12 protein-coding genes are annotated in these 19,365 nt (G+C 64.9%); 9 read left to right on the forward strand and 3 right to left on the reverse strand.

The window, feature by feature from the left end; translation table 11 throughout:
* The first annotated feature begins 237 nt into the window (after nt 1-237).
* The 9 genes from PMI38_RS09925 (at nt 238) to recD (ending at nt 15,056) form a co-directional block, all read left to right on the forward strand.
* Nucleotides 238-1,089: an STAS domain-containing protein gene (locus tag PMI38_RS09925; protein WP_008093359.1), complete on the forward strand. Its 852-nt coding sequence runs from the start codon at nt 238-240 to the stop codon at nt 1,087-1,089.
* Between the two features lie 4 nt (nt 1,090-1,093).
* The gene (locus tag PMI38_RS09930; RefSeq protein WP_008093361.1) at nt 1,094-1,456 is read left to right on the forward strand and encodes an STAS domain-containing protein; all 363 of its coding nucleotides are present in this window, start codon (nt 1,094-1,096) and stop codon (nt 1,454-1,456) included.
* The gene (locus tag PMI38_RS09935; RefSeq protein WP_008093363.1) at nt 1,453-1,857 is read left to right on the forward strand and encodes an ATP-binding protein; all 405 of its coding nucleotides are present in this window, start codon (nt 1,453-1,455) and stop codon (nt 1,855-1,857) included. The genes PMI38_RS09930 and PMI38_RS09935 overlap by 4 nt, the downstream gene beginning before the upstream one ends.
* Complete coding sequence (locus PMI38_RS09940) at nt 1,848-2,864, forward strand: ATP-binding protein (protein WP_177324905.1); 1,017 nt, start codon at nt 1,848-1,850, stop codon at nt 2,862-2,864. Before PMI38_RS09935 ends, PMI38_RS09940 begins: the two co-directional genes overlap by 10 nt.
* Nucleotides 2,857-3,726, forward strand: coding sequence for a sensor histidine kinase (locus PMI38_RS09945; protein WP_008093367.1), 870 nt, complete (start codon nt 2,857-2,859; stop codon nt 3,724-3,726). Before PMI38_RS09940 ends, PMI38_RS09945 begins: the two co-directional genes overlap by 8 nt.
* Nucleotides 3,716-5,662, forward strand: coding sequence for a response regulator (locus PMI38_RS09950; protein WP_008093368.1), 1,947 nt, complete (start codon nt 3,716-3,718; stop codon nt 5,660-5,662). Before PMI38_RS09945 ends, PMI38_RS09950 begins: the two co-directional genes overlap by 11 nt.
* A gap of 177 nt (nt 5,663-5,839) precedes the next feature.
* Nucleotides 5,840-9,304, forward strand: a complete 3,465-nt coding sequence (gene recC / locus PMI38_RS09955; RefSeq protein ID WP_008093370.1) for an exodeoxyribonuclease V subunit gamma — start codon at nt 5,840-5,842, stop codon at nt 9,302-9,304.
* Nucleotides 9,301-12,975, forward strand: coding sequence for an exodeoxyribonuclease V subunit beta (gene recB / locus PMI38_RS09960; protein ID WP_008093372.1), 3,675 nt, complete (start codon nt 9,301-9,303; stop codon nt 12,973-12,975). The genes recC and recB overlap by 4 nt, the downstream gene beginning before the upstream one ends.
* Nucleotides 12,972-15,056, forward strand: a complete 2,085-nt coding sequence (recD, locus tag PMI38_RS09965; RefSeq protein WP_008093375.1) for an exodeoxyribonuclease V subunit alpha — start codon at nt 12,972-12,974, stop codon at nt 15,054-15,056. The genes recB and recD overlap by 4 nt, the downstream gene beginning before the upstream one ends.
* A 468-nt stretch (nt 15,057-15,524) precedes the next feature.
* On the opposite strand, the gene PMI38_RS09970 is transcribed toward recD, so the two are convergent.
* From PMI38_RS09970 to PMI38_RS09980, 3 genes are all read right to left on the reverse strand, one after another.
* Complete coding sequence (locus PMI38_RS09970) at nt 15,525-16,061, reverse strand: hypothetical protein (RefSeq protein WP_008093376.1); 537 nt, start codon at nt 16,059-16,061, stop codon at nt 15,525-15,527.
* A 35-nt stretch (nt 16,062-16,096) separates the two neighbouring features.
* Complete coding sequence (locus PMI38_RS09975) at nt 16,097-17,119, reverse strand: helix-turn-helix transcriptional regulator (protein WP_008093379.1); 1,023 nt, start codon at nt 17,117-17,119, stop codon at nt 16,097-16,099.
* 84 nt (nt 17,120-17,203) lie between these two features.
* The gene (locus PMI38_RS09980) at nt 17,204-19,300 is read right to left on the reverse strand and encodes an AAA family ATPase (RefSeq protein WP_008093380.1); all 2,097 of its coding nucleotides are present in this window, start codon (nt 19,298-19,300) and stop codon (nt 17,204-17,206) included.
* Nucleotides 19,301-19,365 lie beyond the last annotated feature (65 nt).

The raw sequence follows: 19,365 nt of genomic DNA on the forward strand, positions 1-19,365 counted from the left end.
CCCGCGAAGAGGCCGGCCCAGGCAATAAAGCCGCCTGGCACCGGCTTCGCCCGTGTTCGCGGGGCAAGCCCGCTCCCACAAACTGGACTGCACCCGCATCCGCCGTTCACGCCGGCGCATGGCCAATGAACATGGCCTAGAGTTAGCGGCACGGTAGATGGCGCAATGACGCCACAACTTTCTTCATCGGCAGATGTCCTTTTTGAAGTCGACACCATTATTCAGGAGCGAACCGCAATGGCAGCACTGCAGAACAACACGTTGGAAGCGATCGTCGGGAGTCAGGCGCAACTGCAGGGGGAGTGGCTGGCGGCGCTGGAAGCCAACGGGGCGACGCGAAATATCCGCGAACAGGACCTGCGTCAGGAAACCCGTGACTTTCTTCAACTGCTGCTCGACGGTCTGCGCAAGGAATGCGGTACCCAGATCGGCGTCGAAGGCTGGGAGGAGGTCCGCCGCTTCCTCGATAAACTGTCAGCCACCCGCGCCCAGATCGGCCAGGAATCCCACCAGACCGCCTACTTCATCTTTGCCCTCAAAGGCCCGCTGTTCTCCCTCCTGCAAGCCCATTACCGCGAACAGCCCGCGCTGCTGGCCGAGCAGCTATGGGAAATATCGCAGTTGCTCGATGCCTTCGGCCTGCACATCATCCGCACCTACCAGAAAACCCGCGAGGCGGTGATCAAGCGGCAGCAGGAAGAACTGCTGGAGCTTTCCACCCCCGTGGTCAAGCTGTGGGAAGGGGTACTGGCCTTGCCGCTGATCGGCACGCTCGATTCTCAACGCAGCCAGACGGTGATGGAGTCGCTGCTGCAACGCATCGTCGACACAGGTTCGGAAATCGCCATCATCGATATCACCGGCGTGCCCACGGTCGATACCCTGGTGGCCCAGCACCTGCTCAAGACCGTGACGGCCATCCGTCTGATGGGGGCCGATTGCATCATCAGCGGCGTGCGCCCACAGATCGCCCAGACCATCGTGCACCTGGGCCTGGACCTGGGAACCCTGACGACCAAGTCCAACCTCGCCGATGCCTTGAAACTGGCGCTCGCGCGCCTGGGCACGGCCACTGGCGAGCGGGTGTGAGACGATGGAGCGCATTCCCATTCTGCAAATGGGTGAGTTTCTGCTGGTAACCATCCAGGTCGACATGCATGACCAGCTGGCGCTGCGGCTGCAGGACGACCTCACCGAGCGCATCGACCAGACCTCGGCCCGGGGCGTGCTGATCGACATCTCCGCACTGGACATGGTCGATTCGTTCATCGGCCGCATGATCGCGAGCATTTCCGGCCTGTCGCGGATCATGGATGCCCAAACCGTACTGGTCGGCATGCAGCCGGCGGTGGCGATCACCCTGGTGGAGCTCGGCCTGACCCTGCCCGGGGTGAATACCGCGCTCAATGTCGACCGCGGCATGAACTTGCTGCGCCAACGAGTAGGCCGCTCATGACCATTCGCCAAAGCGGCAGTCAACCGGTACGCATCGAACAGGACGTGGTACTGGCCCGGCAACTGGCACGCAAGATCGCCAGCGAATGCGGCATGCGCCTGGTCGACCTGACCAAGCTGGTCACGGCCGTCAGCGAGCTGGCTCGCAACACGGTGGTGTACGGCGGCGGTGGCGACATGGACTGGGAGGTCATCGAAGAAACCGGGCGGGTAGGGCTGCGCCTGGTCTTTCGCGACGAAGGGCCGGGCATCGCGGATACCCGGCTGGCGCTGACCGATGGCTGGACCTCGGGATCAGGCTTGGGCCTGGGGCTGACCGGCGCTCGTCGTCTGGTCGATGAATTCGAACTGGACACCGCTCCCGGGCAAGGCACCCGGGTAACGATCACCCGATGGACATGAGCCTGGCCGCGAGCCTGACCCAGGTCCTGCGCCTGGATGACGCCAGCCAGGTCGGCTACGCCCGGCGGGTCGTGCAGAAACTGGCCGAACAGCACGGCTTTTCAGCGACCGACGCCGGCCGTGCGGCGATCGTCGCCACCGAGCTGTCCAGCAATGTGCTCAAGCATGCCGAGCACGGAGAGCTGCACCTGCGCGCGCTCAGCCATGGCGCCCATCACGGCATCGAGCTGATCGCGGTGGATCGTGCCCAAGGTTTCGACCTGCCCAGTTGCCTGGCCGACGGCTACTCCACCGGTGGCACCCAGGGCATCGGCCTGGGGGCGGTCAGCCGCCTGGCCCAGGTGTTCGATGTGCATGCCGACGCAGGCGGGGCGGTGGTACTGGCGCGGCTCTACCGGCAAGAAGACACGGCCAGGGACCTGCGCATCGGCGTCAGCCAGCATTCTCTGCATGACGCAGAGGCGTGCGGCGATACCTGGCACGTGTCGCTTGACGAACAACGCCTGAGCGCCCTGGTGATCGATGGCCTGGGCCATGGCGAGGAGGCCGAGCGTGCCGCCAAGGCCGGCGCCGAAGCGTTTGCCCAGCGCCCTTTCAACGCCCCCGAGTACCTGCTGGGCGATCTGCACCATGCCATGTCCGCCACCCGTGGCGGGGCCGTTGCCATTGCCCAGTACGACGGGGCGGGCGACAAACTGACGTTCATCGGCATCGGCAACATCGGCGCGACACTGGTCGGTGGCGACCGCACGCGCGGCCTGGCCTCGCACCCGGGCATCGTCGGCGGGCAATACCGCAAGGGCCAGGTGTTCGACTACGCTCAAGTGAAGGGAAATCTGTTGATCATGTTCAGCGACGGCCTGCAGTCCCGTTGGAGCCTCAATACCTATCCCGGCCTTGCTCACCGCCACCCCGCCGTGATCGCCGCCGTATTGCATCGCGACTTCTGCCGAGGACGGGACGACGTGACGGTGCTGGTCATCGATCTGGAGACCGTGCATGGCTGAACCCGACATCAGCGCCGAGCAGGCCGCCCTCATGGCGCGTCTGCAGGCCGAAAACCAGGCCCTGCGCACGGAATTGGAGGAAACCAACCAAGGTGTGCTGGCGCTCTATGCCGAGCTGGACATCCAGGCCGAGCAGTTGCGCCAGGCGTCAGACCTGAAAAGCCGCTTCCTCTCCTACATGAGCCACGAGTTTCGCACGCCCCTGGGCTCGATCCTGAGTATCACCAGCCTGCTTGCCGACGAGGTGGACGGGCCGCTGAGCAAGGAGCAGCAACTGCAGGTGGCCTTCATCAGCACGGCAACGCGCGAGCTGAGCGACATGGTCGAGGACCTGCTGGACCTTGCCAAGATCGAAGCCGGCCGCATCACCATCTCGCCAGCCTGGTTCGACATGCTCGACCTGTTCGCAGCCTTGCGCGGGATGTTCCGCCCGATCGTCGATGCGGGCACGGTGGACCTGATCTTCGAAGAGCCCCAAGGGCTGGGGCAGATGTACACCGATGACAAGAAGCTCGCGCAGATCCTGCGCAACTTCATCGCCAATGCCCTGAAGTTCACCACCCGCGGCGAAGTCCGGGTGACGGCGCAGTTGCATGGCAGCGACCAGGTCCGTTTCGCTGTCAGCGACACGGGAATCGGTATTGCCCCGGAACTGCTGGGCGGATTGTTCGAAGACTTTGCCCAGCTCGACTCGCCCCTGCAGAAACGACTGCGCGGCACAGGCCTTGGGTTGTCACTGTGCAAGCGTTTCGCCGCGCTGCTGGGCGGCGAGGTGGGGGTAGAGAGTACACCCGGTGTCGGTTCGTCGTTCTTTGTCATCCTGCCCCTGGCGCTGGCCCAGGAGAGCACTGATGAACGCTGACGTGCACCTGCTGATCGTCGATGACAATGCGGCCACGCGCTATGCGCTGCGGCGTCGCCTGGCCCTGCATGGTTACCAGGTACTCGAGGCCGGTACCGGCGGCGAGGGGCTGGCGCTGCTTGGCAGCGAGCAGATCGATGCGCTGATCCTCGATGTCAACCTGCCCGACATGAGCGGCTTCGATATCGTCAGGTTGCTGCGTGCGCGGCCGGCGACCGCCTTGCTGCCGGTGATCCACGTGTCGGCGGCGTCGATCCAGACCGGCGATATCATCACCGGGCTCGATGCGGGTGCCGATGCCTATCTGGTGCATCCGGTGGACCCGGATGTGCTGGTCGCCACCCTGCGCACCCTCCTGCGGGTGCGCGACACCGAGCGGGCGTTGCGTGAAAGCGAAGCCAACTTTCGGGAAATCTTCACCAATGTCTCGGCACCGATCGCCGTGCTCGATGCCGAGATGAAGGTGCATGAGTGCAACCATGCATTCGCCCAACTGATCCAGGACAACCGCCACCCCGAAGTGCTGCAGGAATGCTTTGCCGACCACCAGAACACCACCCTTGCCGCGTTACGCCAACACCTGGTCGACGGTCAGCGCTGGCGGGGCACCCTGGGCATGAGCGTGGGCGGGGTGCCGCGGGACACCGAGTGGCAGCTTTCGCCCTATCGGGCGCCGGGTTTGAGCCTGGTCTTCGTCGAAGACGTCACCGCACATCGCCACCGAGAACGCTCGCACCTGGCGCGCCTGGAGGACGCCAACACCCAGCTGGCGCGGGAAATGGCGCAGCGCGAACGGACGGAGGCGCAACTGCTGCAATTGCAGAAAATGGATGCCCTGGGCAGCCTGACTGGCGGCATCGCCCATGACTTCAACAACCTGTTGACGGGCATCATCACCAGCCTGGAGCTGATCCGCAAACGCGTTGCGCAGAACCGTGTGGAGAAAGTCCCGGTCTACGCCGACGCGGCGCTCAGCTCGGCCATGAGCGCCGCCTCGCTGACCCACCGGCTGCTGGCCTTCGCTCGCCAGCAACCGCTGGACACCCGCCCGGTGGACGTCAACGAGCGTGTACGGTCACTGGAAGAACTGATCACCCGGACCATTGGCGAGCGTATCGTGCTGTCGCTGGAGCTTTCCAGCGAACCGACCATCGCGCTGGTCGACCCGATCCAGCTGGAGAGCGCGGTGCTCAACCTGGTGATCAACGCCCGCGATGCACTGGCCAAAGGCGGGCATATCTGGGTGAACACGGCGGCGACCTGGTCGCATGGTGACCCCAACCTGCAGGACGGCCGTTATGTCGCGGTGACCGTCCGCGACGATGGCAGCGGCATCGCGCCGGAGCTGCTGGAAAAGGTGTTCGACCCGTTCTTCACCACCAAGCCGCTGGGGCAGGGCACCGGGCTGGGGCTGTCGACCATCTATGGCTTCGCCCGCCAGTCGGGTGGGCATGTGGCGATCCGCAGCGTGCCGGGGCAGGGCACCGAAGTCACCTTGATGTTGCCGGGCAGCAATCAGCAGGAAGCCCGCGAGGAGCTCAGGCCACGGCCCGAGCAGCAGGGGGCGGGCGAGCATGTGCTGGTGGTCGAGGACATGGCGTGCGTGCGCCTGTCCGTGGCCGAAGTCCTGGCCGATGCCGGTTATCGTTGCACCTTGGCCGAAACCATCGAGCAGGCACTTGACCATCTGCGTGAAGATGCCGATATCGCATTGCTGCTCACCGATGTCGGTCTGCCCGGCATCAGTGGCCGCGATTTGGCCGATATGGCGCGTACCTATCGCCCTGGCCTGCCGGTGCTGTTCATGACCGGCTACGCCGAGACGGCTCTGGATCGCCAGACCTTCCTCGATACCGGCATGGACCTGCTGATCAAACCATTCCAGATCGGCGAGCTGCTCGACAAGGTGCGGCTGACCCTTGGCCAGGTGAAGTAAAACGGTCAGCGTTCGCCTGAACCTGTGAAATGGCGTGCCAGACAGCTTGAGTCCGCACGCCCAAGGCTGATAACCCGTCGATAGCAGTGGTTATGCACGGTGCTCTCGGATTAAAGTAGTGGCCTTTTGCCTTCCTGCCTCACTGCGGGAGGCCTTCAGACCACATTGGGAGCCTGTATGCAGGATGCGGACGCGTTGAAGCCTGGCTTCATGATCATTCACGGCAATCGCCTGGACGACCTGCGTGAGCTGGCGGTCAACTGGATGCAGCGCTACCCCCTGGCCCCCCTGGAAAACGAGGTCGTGCTGGTTCACAGCAACGGTATCGCACAGTGGTTGAAGCTGGCGCTGGCCGATGACCCTGCCAAGGGCGGCTGTGGTATCGCGGCGGCGCTGGATGTGCAGTTGCCGGCACGCTTTCTGTGGCAGGCCTACCGCTCGGTACTGGGCCAGCAGACCACCCCGGAATCCTCCCCGCTGGACAAGGCGGCGTTGAGCTGGCGGCTGATGCGTTTGCTGCCTGGCTTGCTGAGCAACCCCCCCTTCAGCAGCCTGCAGCGGTTCCTCGATGGCGACGACGACCAGCGCAAACGCCATCAGCTGTGCGAGCGCCTGGCGGACCTGTTCGACCAGTATCAGGTCTATCGCGCCGATTGGCTGGACGACTGGGCCGCGGGGCGTGACCAGCTCAGGCACATCAAGGGCAGCGTCGAACCTCTGCAGGCGGACAACCTCTGGCAGGCTCGACTGTGGCGGGAAATCCTCGCGGATGTTGGCGAGGGGGCGCTCGAGCAAAGCCGGGCAGGGGTGCACAAGCGCTTCGTCGCGCATCTGCGTGAAGCTGAGCAGGCCCCGGCTGGATTGCCACGGCGGGTGGTGGTGTTCGGGATTTCGTCGATGCCGGCGCAGGTACTCGAAGCCTTGGCCATGCTTTCTCGCTACAGCCAGGTCGTGCTCTGTGTTCACAACCCTTGCCGCCACCACTGGGGCGATATCGTCGCCGACAAAGACCTGCTGGCGCACACCTATCGCCGTCAGCCTTCGCGCAATGCGCCCATGGCCGCCCACGAACATGGCCAGCCCTTGCTGGCGGCCTGGGGCAAGCAGGGGCGCGACTACATCAACCTGCTTGACCACTACGACGAACCTGCCAGCTACCGCCATTTGTTCGAGGGCCTCGAGGGCGGGCGTATCGACCTGTTCACCGAGCCGACGGCGCAAAGCCTGCTGGGCCAGTTGCAAAGTGACATTCTCGAATTGCGTCCGCTGTCCGAGACACGTGCGACCTGGGGGGCCGTGGACGTGGTCGAGGATCGCTCGGTGCGTTTCCATGTGGTCCACAGTGCGCAGCGCGAAGTGGAAGTGCTGCACGATCAGCTGCTCGCGCGCTTTGGCGCCGACCCCGAGCTTAGCCCGCGGGATGTGATCGTCATGGTGCCGGACATCAATGCCTACGCCCCGCACATCGAGGCGGTGTTCGGCCAGGTGCCGCGCAATGACCCGCGTCATGTGCCGTTTACCGTGGCCGACCAAGGGCAGCGTGGGCGCCAGCCCCTGCTGATCGCGCTGGAGCACTTGCTCAAGTTGCCGCAAAGCCGCTTCGCCGCCAGCGACATCCTCGACTTGCTCGACGTGCCGGCGCTGCGCGCGCGCTTTGCCATCAAGGAAGCAGATGTGCCGATCCTGCAGCGCTGGATCGACGGCGCCGGTGTGCGCTGGGGGCTCGATGCGCAGCAGCGCGAGAGCCTGGGCATGCCTGCGGGCCTGGAGCAGAACACCTGGCGCTTCGGCATGCGGCGGATGTTGCTGGGCTACGCGGCGGGCCAAGGGCCTGAGTTCAATGGCATCGAGCCCTTTGATGAGGTGTCGGGGCTTGAAGCGGCGCTGGCGGGGCCCTTGCTGACCTTGCTCGACCACCTGGAAATCGCCCGTGAAGACTTGCAACAGCCGGCGACGCCGGTGCTGTGGGTCGAGCGCCTGCAGTCGCTGTTGAAGGTGTTTTTCCGCCCGGTGAGCGATGCCGAAGAGCTTTTGGTCAACCAGTTGCTCAAGCTGCTCGACACCTGGTTGCGCACCTGTGAGGCGGCGCAGTACGCCCAGACGCTGCCGCTGAGCGTGGTCCATGAAGCCTGGCTTTGCGGCATTGAAGAGGGCAGCCTGTCGCAGCGCTTCCTCGCCGGTGCGGTGAACTTCTGCACCCTGATGCCGATGCGCGCGATCCCGTTCAAGGTGGTGTGCCTGCTGGGCATGAACGATGGTGATTACCCACGCCAGCAATCGCCCGTCGATTTCGACCTGATGCGCAACGACTACCGGCCTGGGGATCGGTCGCGGCGTGAAGACGACCGCTACCTGCTGCTCGAAGCGCTGCTGTCTGCGCAGGAGCAGCTGTACGTCAGTTGGGTCGGCCGCAACATCCGCGACAACAGCGAGCGCGTGCCGTCCGTGCTGATTGGCCAGCTGCGCGACCATCTGGCCAGCGGCTGGCGCTCGGCCACGGCGCGCGAGTTGCTCGCTGCGCTGACCCAGGAGCATCCGCTGCAACCGTTCAGCGCCGCCTATTTCGCCAACGAGCCTGGGCCTGACGGGTTGTTCACCTATTCCCACGAGTGGCGCGAAGTGCATGAGGCGCAAGCCGAGCCGCAGGCGACCGGGCCCTTGCCCGCCCTGGCGCAGGACACGCCCCTGACCCTGCGTCAGCTGGCCGGGTTCGTGCGGGATCCGGTCGGTGCCTTCTTTGCGCAACGGCTGAAGGTCAATTTCGACGAAGACGAGTTGACCAGCCGCGATGACGAAACCTTCCAGCTCGACGGTCTGGAGAACTGGCAGCACCAGGACCGGCTCAGCCAGGCGCTCAAGCGCTGGGTCGAGGAGGCTTACCAGCCAGAGCATGCGTTGGATGCGCTTGGCCAGCAGGTGCAGCGTCTGCAGCGCGAAGGCAAGCTGCCGCTGGGTGCTTTCGGCAGCCTGACGGCAGACGAACTGGTCGAACCGATGCCAGACATGCTGGCGCGCTACCACGCGCAATTGCAGGCGTGGCCTGAGGTCGAGGAAGGCCAGTTTGCCGCGACGATCGATGCCGATGACACGATCCCGGGGCTCAGTGACTGGTTGGGCGGTATCCGGCGCAACGCCCAAGGCGAGCGCGCCTACCTGCAACTGGACAGCAAGAAGCTGTGCAGCAAGGACAGCTGGCGCTGGCACAACCTGGTTCGCCCGTGGCTGCGGCACCTGGCGTTGCAATTGCGCGGGCAGGGTTGCACGTCGATTCTGGTCAGCTTGAGCGGGGATGTGGTGTTTCGCCCGATGGCGGCGCAGGAGGCGGAAAAACACCTGCGCTCGCTGCTCGAAGCGTGGGTGGCAGGCATGCGCGAACCCCTGCCGGTGGCTTGCGAAAGTGCCTTTGCCTGGCTTGCAGAAGGCGGGGAAGGCAATGACTCGGCCTTGGACAAAGCCCGCGAGGTGTTCGAAGGGGGCTACAACCACAAGGGCGAAGCAGAGCGTTCGTTCGCCTTGCGTCGCGCCTTTGCCGACTTCGAGCAACTGTGTGCTGGCGGCACGTTCCCCGCGTGGGCATCGCGCTTGTATGGCGGGCTGTTCAATCATCTTTCCTCGAGCCACGCAGGGAGCGACGACCAATGACCCCGGTAAATCTCAACCCCCTCGACTTTCCCTTGCACGGCAGCCGTCTGATCGAGGCAAGCGCCGGCACCGGCAAGACCTTCACCATCGCCCTGCTGTACGTGCGCCTGGTGCTGGGCCATGGCGGCGAGGCGGCGTTCAAGGAGCAGCTGACACCGCCGCAGATTCTGGTGGTGACCTTCACCGATGCAGCCACCCAGGAACTGCGCGACCGAATTCGCGCCCGCTTGACTGAAGCTGCACAGTGCTTCTCGGAGCCTGATCGCCCGCATGACAAGCTGCTCCAGCAACTGCGTGCCGAATACCCCGCCGAGCAGTGGCCCGGTTGCGCGCGCCGGCTGCAGTTGGCGAGCGAGTGGATGGATGAAGCGGCGGTTTCGACCATCCACGGCTGGTGCTACCGGATGCTGCGAGAGCATGCCTTCGACAGCGGCAGCCTGTTTACCCAGACGCTGGAGACCGACCAGAGCGAGCTGCTGGCCGAAGTGGTCAGGGATTACTGGCGGCGGCACTTCTATCCCTTGCCGCCAGCGCTGGCCAAGGTGGTCACCGATTGCTTCAAAAGCCCGACCGAGCTGCAGGCGGCACTCAATCCGCTGCTGTCCAGAGCTGACGCCGCCTTCCAGCAGGCGGGGGTAGCCATCACTGCGCCGGCGCGTTTGGATGCGCTGCTGCAAACCTCTATCGATTGGGCGGCACAATGCGTCGTGCTCGAAGCCAAGGCCAGGGCTGCCTGGGCGCAAGGTCTGGACGAGGTACAGGCGTCGCTGCATAAAGCGCGGGAGAAGCTGCACGCGGGCACTTATCCCAGCAAATGCGACCAGGCCTTCGAGCAAATGCTCTGCGAGATCGCCGCCTGGAGCCAGGGCGCCGAAGCGTGCGCGCATGTCAGAAAGTGCGGGCAAACCCGGTTCAGGTTGAACAGAGGCGGCGTCGTAGCCGATCACCCTGCCTTTGCCGCCATCGATGCCTGGGTCGATCATGAAAACGCGCCCCTCGATATCCGCGCGCAGCTGTTGTTGCACGCGCTGCGCGAAGTGCGCTCGTCGTTCGATGCAGAGAAGATGCGCCGGGCACAGATCGGCTTCGATGACTTGTTGAATCGCCTCGGTCACGCGCTCGAAGGGCCTTCAGGCAGCCGCCTGGCCGAAACCATCCGCAAGCAGTATCCGGTCGCCCTGATCGATGAGTTCCAGGACACCGACCCGGTTCAGTACGGCATCTTCGAAACCATCTACCGCATCCCCGATAACCTGGAGGACTGCGGCCTGTTCATGATCGGTGACCCGAAGCAGGCGATCTACTCCTTCCGTGGTGCGGACATCTACACGTATCTCCAGGCGCGTGAGGCTACCGAAGGCCGGCATTACACCTTGGGCACCAACTTTCGTTCGAGCAAGGCAATGGTCGAGGCGGCCAACCACTGCTTCAGTTTCGCCGAAGCCCATCCCCGTGGTGCGTTCCGCTTTGCCAAAGAGGACCAAGGCAATCCGGTGCCGTTCAACGGCGTCCAGGCCAATGGCCGCGAAGAGGTGCTGCACATCGCAGGTGATGCGCAACCCGCCTTGACGATCTGGCAGCTGCCAACCAACGGCATCATCAGTAACGCCACGTACCTGCGCGAGGCTGCCGAGGCATCGGCTTCGGCGATTCAGGCCTGGCTGGATCCGACAGCGCCTGAGCGCTCCGGCCTGCGGGCGGCAAACGGTGAACTGATCGCCTTGCGGCCGGCCGATATCACCATTCTGGTGCGCAATCGCAAGGAGGCCGAAGCCATTCGCAAAGCCCTGGCGCGTCGGCAACTGGCCAGCGTGTACCTGTCTGACCGTGACTCGGTGTTTGCCAGTGACGAGGCCAAGGACCTGCTGTACATCCTGCGGGCCTGCGCTCAACCGGCGAACGACCGGCTGCTGCGCGCGGCCATGGCGACCCGCAGCGTGGGCCTGGCATGGCAGGCGCTGGAGAAATTGAACCAGGACGAAACGTTCTGGGAGCAGCAAGTGCTGCGCTTCAGGGATTTTCGCGTGTTGAGGCAGCAACAAGGCGTGCTGCCCATGCTGCGAAAGCTCTTTGCCACGTTCAAGGTGCCGGCCCGTCTGTTGTTGGAAGAGCAGGGCGAGCGCCGCCTGACCAACCTGCTGCACCTGGCCGAATGGTTGCAGCGCAGCGCCGCCGAACTCGATGGCGAGCATGCCCTGATTCGCCACCTCGCCGAGCAGGTAGAGGGCCAGAGCGAGGAAGAAATCCTGCGCCTGGAAAGCGATTCGGACCTGATCAAGGTCATCACCGTGCACAAGTCCAAGGGGCTGGAATACCCCTTGGTGCTGCTGCCATTCGCGTGCAGCGCCAAGGCGATCGACGGGCGCAGCAAGACACCGCCCATGTTCCACGATGACGATGGCCTGGTCATCGAGCTGGCCAAGGGCGATACGGCAAAACCGGCACAAGGGCGTGCCAACGATGAGCGCATGGGCGAGGAGATGCGCCTGCTCTACGTGGCCCTGACCCGCGCCCGTCATGCCACCTGGATCTGCGTGGCGCCCCAGGGCTTCAGTACGCGAAGCAGGGCGACAGACCTGGACAAGGCGGGCCTGGGTTACCTGCTGGCGGGCGAGGGCACGATAGCGCCCGGGCAGGTGGCAGACCTGGTCGAGGCGTTGGCCGCCGGCTGCGAGCACATTGACGTGTGCGAAGCGCCCGAACCCTCGGACAAGGTCCATACGGCGCCGGCCCTGCCCACGGTGGGGCCGGCGCTGCGCCCACTGCACAGGCTGGCGGCGAACTGGTGGATTGCCAGCTACTCGGCCCTGGCGATTGCCGACGGCAATGTGCTGATGGGCGTGCAGGCGCCTGTAAGCCTGGAACCCGCGACCGCGCTGGAGGCCAACCTGCAAGAGGCGGAGGAGGAGGCTGAAAGCCTGCCTGCCGGCGCCGGAATCCACGGCTTCCCGCGCGGAGCGGGCCCGGGCACCTTCCTGCATGGCTTGTTCGAATGGGCCGGGCGCGAAGGCTTTGCCAAGGCTGCCAGCGATGCCGAAACCTTGCACAACACCGTTGCCCGGCGCTGCAACCTGCGCGATTGGGAGAACTGGATCGAGCCGTTGTCCGCTTGGCTGGGCAGTTACCTGAGCACGCCACTGCACTTCGACGGCGCCCAGTGCACGCTCGCTTCCCTGAACACCTACCAGGTCGAGATGGAATTCTGGTTCTCAAGCCAGAGCGTGAGCGTTCAGCACCTCGATGCGCTGGTGCGCCAGTACACCCTGGGGGGGGCGCCGCGCCCGGTGCTGGCGGCCAATGAGTTGAACGGCATGTTCAAGGGTTTCATCGACCTGACGTTCGAACATCAGGGCCGCTACTACGTGGCGGACTACAAATCCAACTGGCTGGGCAGCAATGACCAGGCCTACAGCGCCGAGGCGATGGCCGCGACGATGTTGAACAAGCGTTATGACCTGCAATTGTGCCTGTACCTGCTGGCCTTGCATCGCCAGCTCAAGCTGCGCCTGCCGGGCTATGACTATGAGCGGCACATGGGCGGGGCGGTGTACCTGTTCATCCGCGGGCACCAGGCGCCAACCCATGGCGTGCATTTCGAAAGGCCGCCACGGCAGCTGATCGAACAGCTCGACCAACTGTTCATGGGGCAACACACGGAGGTCAGCGCATGAGCCAGACCCTTAAACAACTGAGCAACAACCAACGCCTGGCCGATCATTCACCGGTGTCGGTGGCGCAGGCCAGCAGCGAAGTGCTGCTGCAGCAGCTGGATGTCTGGGTGGGCCGTGGCTGGTTGCGCGCGCTGGATCGCTCGTTTGCCACCTTCATGCTCGAGCAGGACCCCGCGGCCCAGGCCAGTGTGTTGCTGGCCGCAGCGATGACCAGCCACCAGCTTGGTCGCGGGCATGCTTGCCTGGACCTGGCGGCAACGCTGAATGCGCCGGATTTCGTGCTGTCGTTGCCACCTGAAGGCGAGGAGGGCAGCCAGCTTCCATCGCAATGGTTGCAGGGCCTGGACGTGGCGCAGTGGCGCCGGGCGCTGGCCCTGAGCCCGTTGGTCGAGGACCGCGATGGCGACCTGCACAGCCCTGAGCGACCGCTGGTATTGACCGGGCAGCGCCTGTACTTGCGCCGGTACTGGAACTACGAACGCAGCATCGCCCAGGCCCTGAGTGCCCGCTTGAGTGTGGCGGCGGTCACCCCGGACAAGCTCGCCAGCCGGCTTGATGCCTTGTTCCCCGAGGCATTCGAGATCGATGGCGAACGCTGCAGCGACTGGCAGAAGATTGCCTGTGCGCTGGCGGCCCGTGGCAACTTCAGTGTGATCACCGGCGGCCCCGGCACCGGCAAGACCACCTCGGTGGTGCGCCTGCTGGGGCTGTTGCAAACCCCCGCGGTGGAGGCAGGCAAACCGCTGCGAATCCGCCTGGCGGCGCCTACCGGCAAGGCGGCTGCGCGTTTGTCCGAATCCATTGGCAAGGCGGTCAGCGTGTTACCGGTCAGCGTCCCGGTGCGCAAGGCGATACCGACCGATGTGTCCACCCTGCACCGCTTGCTGGGCAGCCGGCCGGATTCGCGCAACTTCATTCACCGGCGGGACAAACCGCTGGAGCTGGACGTGCTGGTGGTCGACGAAGCGTCGATGATCGACCTGGAAATGATGGCCTGCCTGCTGGAGGCCTTGCCCGCTCGGGCGCGCCTGATCCTGCTGGGTGACAAAGACCAGCTGGCCTCGGTGGATGCAGGTTCGGTGCTGGGCGACCTGTGTCGTGAGGCCGAGGTAGGCGGCTACAGCGAGCAGACCACGGCCTGGTTGAACACCCACAGTGGCGAGGCACTCAGCGCGCCGGGCTTGCAGATGGCTGCCGGCCAGGGCAACCCACTGGCGCAGCAGACCGTCATGCTGCGTTACTCGCGCCGCTTCGACCCCAAGCAAGGCATCGGACGCCTGGCAACCCTGGTCAACGAGAAGCATGCCGAGCAAGCACGCAGCTTGCTGGCGCAGCCCTCCGCGCAGCTGTGCAACCTCAAGTTGCGCGGTGAGCAGGATGCCGCGCTCACTGACCTGATCATCAACGGCAAAGGCGACGCGCCAGGTTACCGCCATTACCTCGAACAGCTGCGTGACGAGCGCCCGGCGCCTGACACGCCCAGCGACAGCGACCTGTGGGCTGACTGGGCTGGCAAGGTGTTGGTGGCGTTCGATGAATTCCGCCTGCTTTGTGCGTTGCGTCGCGGGCCTTGGGGGGTCGAGGGGCTGAACCTGCGGGTTGCTGCTGAATTGCATCGCTGCGGGCTGCTGGCGGGCGCGCAGGGGTGGTACGAGGGGCGGCCGGTACTGGTCACCCGCAACGACTACAGCCTGAGCTTGATGAACGGTGACATCGGGATTGCGCTCTGGGTACCAGGGCCCAACACGGAGCGGGTGCTGCGCGTCGCCTTCCCGCGCAATGACGGCAGCGGGGGCGTCCGTTTCGTGTTGCCGAGCCGGCTGGTGGAGGTGGAGACGGTGTTCGCGATGACGGTGCACAAGTCCCAGGGTTCGGAGTTCAACCATACCGCCCTGGTGATGCCCGATGCCTTGAACCCTGTGTTGACCAAGGAGCTGCTGTACACCGCGATCACCCGGGCCAAGCAATGGTTCAGCCTGGTAGAAGCCGGCCCAGGGGTGTTCGAAGGCGCTGTGAGCCGCAACGTGCAGCGGACCAGCGGGCTGGCGCTGCAACTGCAGGATGAACTGGCACGCAGGTAGTGTGGTGCAGAGGTTGGGCCGGCCGGTCACCGCTGACTTTGTGCCTGTGGGAGCGGGCTAGTCCCGCGAACATGGGCGTAGCCCGTGCCAGGCTACGCCGGTGTCTGGGCCGGCCTCTTCGCGGGGCAAGCCCGTTCCCACAGAACACCACATGACTCACGGAGTTGGCAGGGCCCTTGTGGGAGCCGGTGACCGTGTGCCTGTGGGAGCGGGCTTGCCCCGCGAACATGGGCGTAGCCCGTGCCAGGCTACGCCGGTGTCTGGGCTGGCCTCTTCGCGGGACAAGCCCGCTCCCACAGACCACCACATGACTCACGAAGTTGGCAGGGCCCTTGTGGGAGCCGGCTTGCCGGCGATCACCGGCGCAGCCGGTGCCATGCACTGCGGCGCCTGCATCGCCGGCAAGCCGGCTCCCACAGGAATCGCATCAGCTTTCAGAAACTGAGCAAGACAGTTGCCCCGACAAAGTCAGCGAGCGCCCTGTCTGCCGAGCATCGGCCTGTTCTCGGCCCACAGGCCATCCTCGATGGCCTGGACGACGGCAGCGTCGATCTGTATGCCGAAGCGCCACGCCTGGATATGCAACGTGCCTTCCCCCGGCGGCAGCCAGTGGCAGAGTTGCATGGCGTAGATGCTCTTGTTGCCGAAGCCCAGGTGCTGTTTGATCCTCGAGTCCAGATCCAGGGAGCTGCCGACATACAGCTGAGGTGAAGGCGCATTCAGGCGGCAGTAGGCACGATTGTCTTTCTTGCTCTTCTTGGCGAGCTCGAAGGAAAAATGCAGCGGTTCGCAGGCATGGTCCAGCACCGAAAACTTGTAGATGTAGCGCGCCTTGGTGGCGGACCAGGCCTTCAGCGCGCTCAACGCGTCGGCCGGGTAACCGTCGCGGATTTCGCTGAAAGGAAGGCTGACTTCATGAAGGCTTTCAATCGCCGTGTCTTCAACGAAGTTGGCCAGGTCGCGCAGGCTGTTGGCGATAGCGGTCAAGGAGGATGTCGTCAGCATGTCGTTCTACTGTGCGTGAAAAGTTGCGGGTAGGGTCACTGCGAGCAGGCGTCAGGCGCATACGCCGCAGCGGCGCGGCGCAGCGTATCGCCTACCTGTTGGCGCAGCGCTGGCGGCCCTTGCACCACCAGCGCGTCGCCCAGGGACAGGATCCACCAGTGCAGCTGCCAGCTGTTGGTCACCGTGGCCTGAAGCTGGAAACCCTGCGCCAATGGCTCAAGCAGCATGTCCGCACTCAACGGCGTCTCGCGGATCAAGCGCGCCTGGTGCTCGCTCACCCAGGCCTTCAGGCGGATTTTCTCGGGCGTGCCGAACTGCAGGGCGTCGGTGTCCAGGTACGCCTGCAATTCGAACGAACCCAACCCCCGGCAAGCGGTGTCGAGCAGGGTCGCGGTGCGAAAACGATGCACCGCGAACTGGCGGATGTCGGTGTAGGGCTCGGCGGTGGCGATCAGGTAGGTGACCAGGCCGCGCTGGACAATGGCCAGCGGATTGAGCGTCAGCTCGCTGAGCTTGTCGCTGTGCGCCGAGTAGTACTGGCAATGAACCTGCTGCTCGCTGATCACGGCGTGCTGCAGCGCCTCCAGGAGGTCCGCCTGGATCTCCGGCGCTTGCAGATTGAAGTCCGCCCGCACGCTGGCGACTTTGTCGGGCCAGCGCGCCGCAGGGTTGCCGTCGCCCAGGCCTCTGAGCTTCTGCCGAGCATGCTCGAAGCGCGGTTCCAGCACGCTCAGCATGCTGCCCGGCAGCAACGGGCGAACCGCATCTTCCACCAGTGCCAGGCTCACCGCCTCGGTCAAGGTGATGCCCTGCAACTCGACACTCACGCCCGGCTTCCAGTACCAGCCGAATGGCGTACCGGCATCGTTGCACTGCAGCGGGAACACCAGGGACAGGTCGTGCAGGTCACGTTCGACGCTGCGCCGGCTGATGGCGTAGCCGGCGGCGGCCAGGCGGCTGTGCAATTCGGTCACGGTGATGCCGGGTGAGCGCTTGGGAAGCTGCTGCAGCAGCTCCCACTGACGGCTCAAAGCGTTGTGGGTCTTGGTGGAGGGCACGAAACGCATCCTTGTGGTAAGAGGGCTGGCCTTTGGCTAGCAGCCTGGCAGGTTATCTGCCTATCGGCGCCGTGAGGTCAACCTTTAGTGCGTCCACTGCTGAAAACCGATGGAGCGCTGCTGCCCCGTGGACTTCAAACGGCACTCGGCCAGCAGCGCGACCGCCAGCTCGTCGGCGCCTGCGAACGGTTTGAAACGCCCGCGCCGGGCGACCGCGGCGAAATCCCCAGGGGTCAGGAATGCCTCGCCACGCAAACGCGCCGCCGCACTGTTCTGCGGGTCCTTGAGCGACAGGGCCTTGAGGTGCGCGGCGAACAGGGCCTGCGCCTGGGCGCTCGTCAGGTAGCCAAAGTGGACCTTCAGGTCGAAGCGCCGCAGGGACGCTTCGTCCAGGTCGCGGATCAGGTTGGTGGAGGCGATGAACAGCCCCTGGTAGCTCTCCATTTGCGTGAGCATTTCGTTGACGGCGGTGACTTCCCAACTTTGTCGCGCCTTGCGCCGGTCCTGCAGGAAGCTGTCGACCTCGTCGAGCAGCAGCACGGCATCTTCCTGTCGGGCGCGCTCGAAGGCACCTGCCAGGTTCTGCTCGGTCATCCCCACGTAAGGCGATACCAGGTCGGAAACCCGCTTGACCATCAGCGGCTTGTCCAGCGCCTGCGCCAGCCACTGGCCGAACGCGGTCTTGCCGGTGCCGGGCGGGCCGTAGAAGCACAACCGCGCCTGGGGATGGGCGCGCAGGCCCTCCACCAGCCCGTCCAGCGGCAGGTCGGCATTGATCCATTGCGGCGAATAGAACGTCGGCAGCGCGCGCTCGTTACGCTGCAGCTTTTCGAAACCCTGTGCCTTCAAGGTGCCGTCGACGATGCAGCGAATGGTGCTGTCCAGTGCCTTGCTGGCGCGCGGCGACACGCTGCGTCCCACACGCACGGCGCGCTCCAGCACCGCCGGGGTGATCTGTTCATGGGCGCTCAGTTGCTCGACCAGTTCATCGCTGACCTTGCCGCCACCGCATTCACGCAGCATCTGCTTGCGTTGCGCCAAGGGCGGGTTGGGCACTTCGATCACCAGGTCGAAGCGGCGGATATGGGCCGCGTCGATGGCCTCGATGCTGTTGCTGAGCCAGAAACACGGCAGCGCGTTCTCCTCCAGCATGCGGTTGATCCAGCCTTTCTGCGAGCGGTTGCCGGTGGTCGTCTCGGCGGCCTGGAAGATATCTTCGATCTCGTCGAGCACCAGCACGGCACGCTGCGAATGCAGCACGCTGTTGGCCGCGCGCAAGGAACACAGGCGTTGCTTGGCCGACACCGGGTCGCCCTCGCTGTCGGTGCAGGCGACTTCGTACAGCGCGCTGTCCAGGCGGCTGGCGATCAGGCGCGCCAGTTGCGTCTTGCCGGTGCCGGGTGGGCCGTACAGCAGCACATTCACCCCTGGGCGCGCCTGGGCCAGGGCTTTGCCCAGGTAGCGTTCGGCGATCACCAACGGCTGGCGGATATGGCTGTAATGCTCCCAGCCCAGGTTGCCCGGCGGGCTCGCCCGGAAGGCGTAGGCGAACAGCTCCAGCGGCGTTCCTTTGCTGAAACGCACCAGGCCTGGCAGGTCCGGGTTGCTCAGCGACAACATCGAACTCAGCGCCATCGCCGCGCGGTTGCTGCTGCTGATGTCCAGCAACCCGGTGCGCATCAGCGGGCTGTCATGGGCAAGGCACGCCTCGACCTTCGTCATTGGCAGACCGAGCAGCACGGACAGCACTTTCAATGCCCGGTTGAACCCCAGCATGCCCAACTGATCGGTGGCGTCGTTGAGGGTCGGGTCGCTGTGCATCAGCACGCAAAAGCCCAGCACCTGAAGCTCGGCCTCGGGCAACGCCAACAAGTCGCCCAGGGCTTCGAGGTTGCTCGCCAGGTTGTCCGGGTAGGGCGTGCTGGGGTGATCCTCCTGGAAGCTGCGTGCGCATTTGCGCAGCGTCGTCAGCGCGACGGCCGGGCTGTAGCGGTCATCGTCCACCCATTTGGCCAGGCCCAGTTCATGGGCCAGGTCATCGTCGTTGAGGCCGTGCCGGCCGATGAAGGTGCGATGCCCACCCAGCTCCAGCAACAGCTGGAAACTCCACTTCAGCGACAGCGCGCAGGTGTCTACGGCGCGGTAGCTGCCGTGTGCGAAGGGGTTGAGTCGGGCGGCCATACGGATCTCCTGGTGCTAGGGAGCCGTCAGCATGGGGCGGGGGATGGTCAGAATGTGTCGTCTCT

Origin of the sequence: Pseudomonas sp. GM84, assembly GCF_000282535.1 — a bacterium.
Taxonomy (GTDB): domain Bacteria; phylum Pseudomonadota; class Gammaproteobacteria; order Pseudomonadales; family Pseudomonadaceae; genus Aquipseudomonas.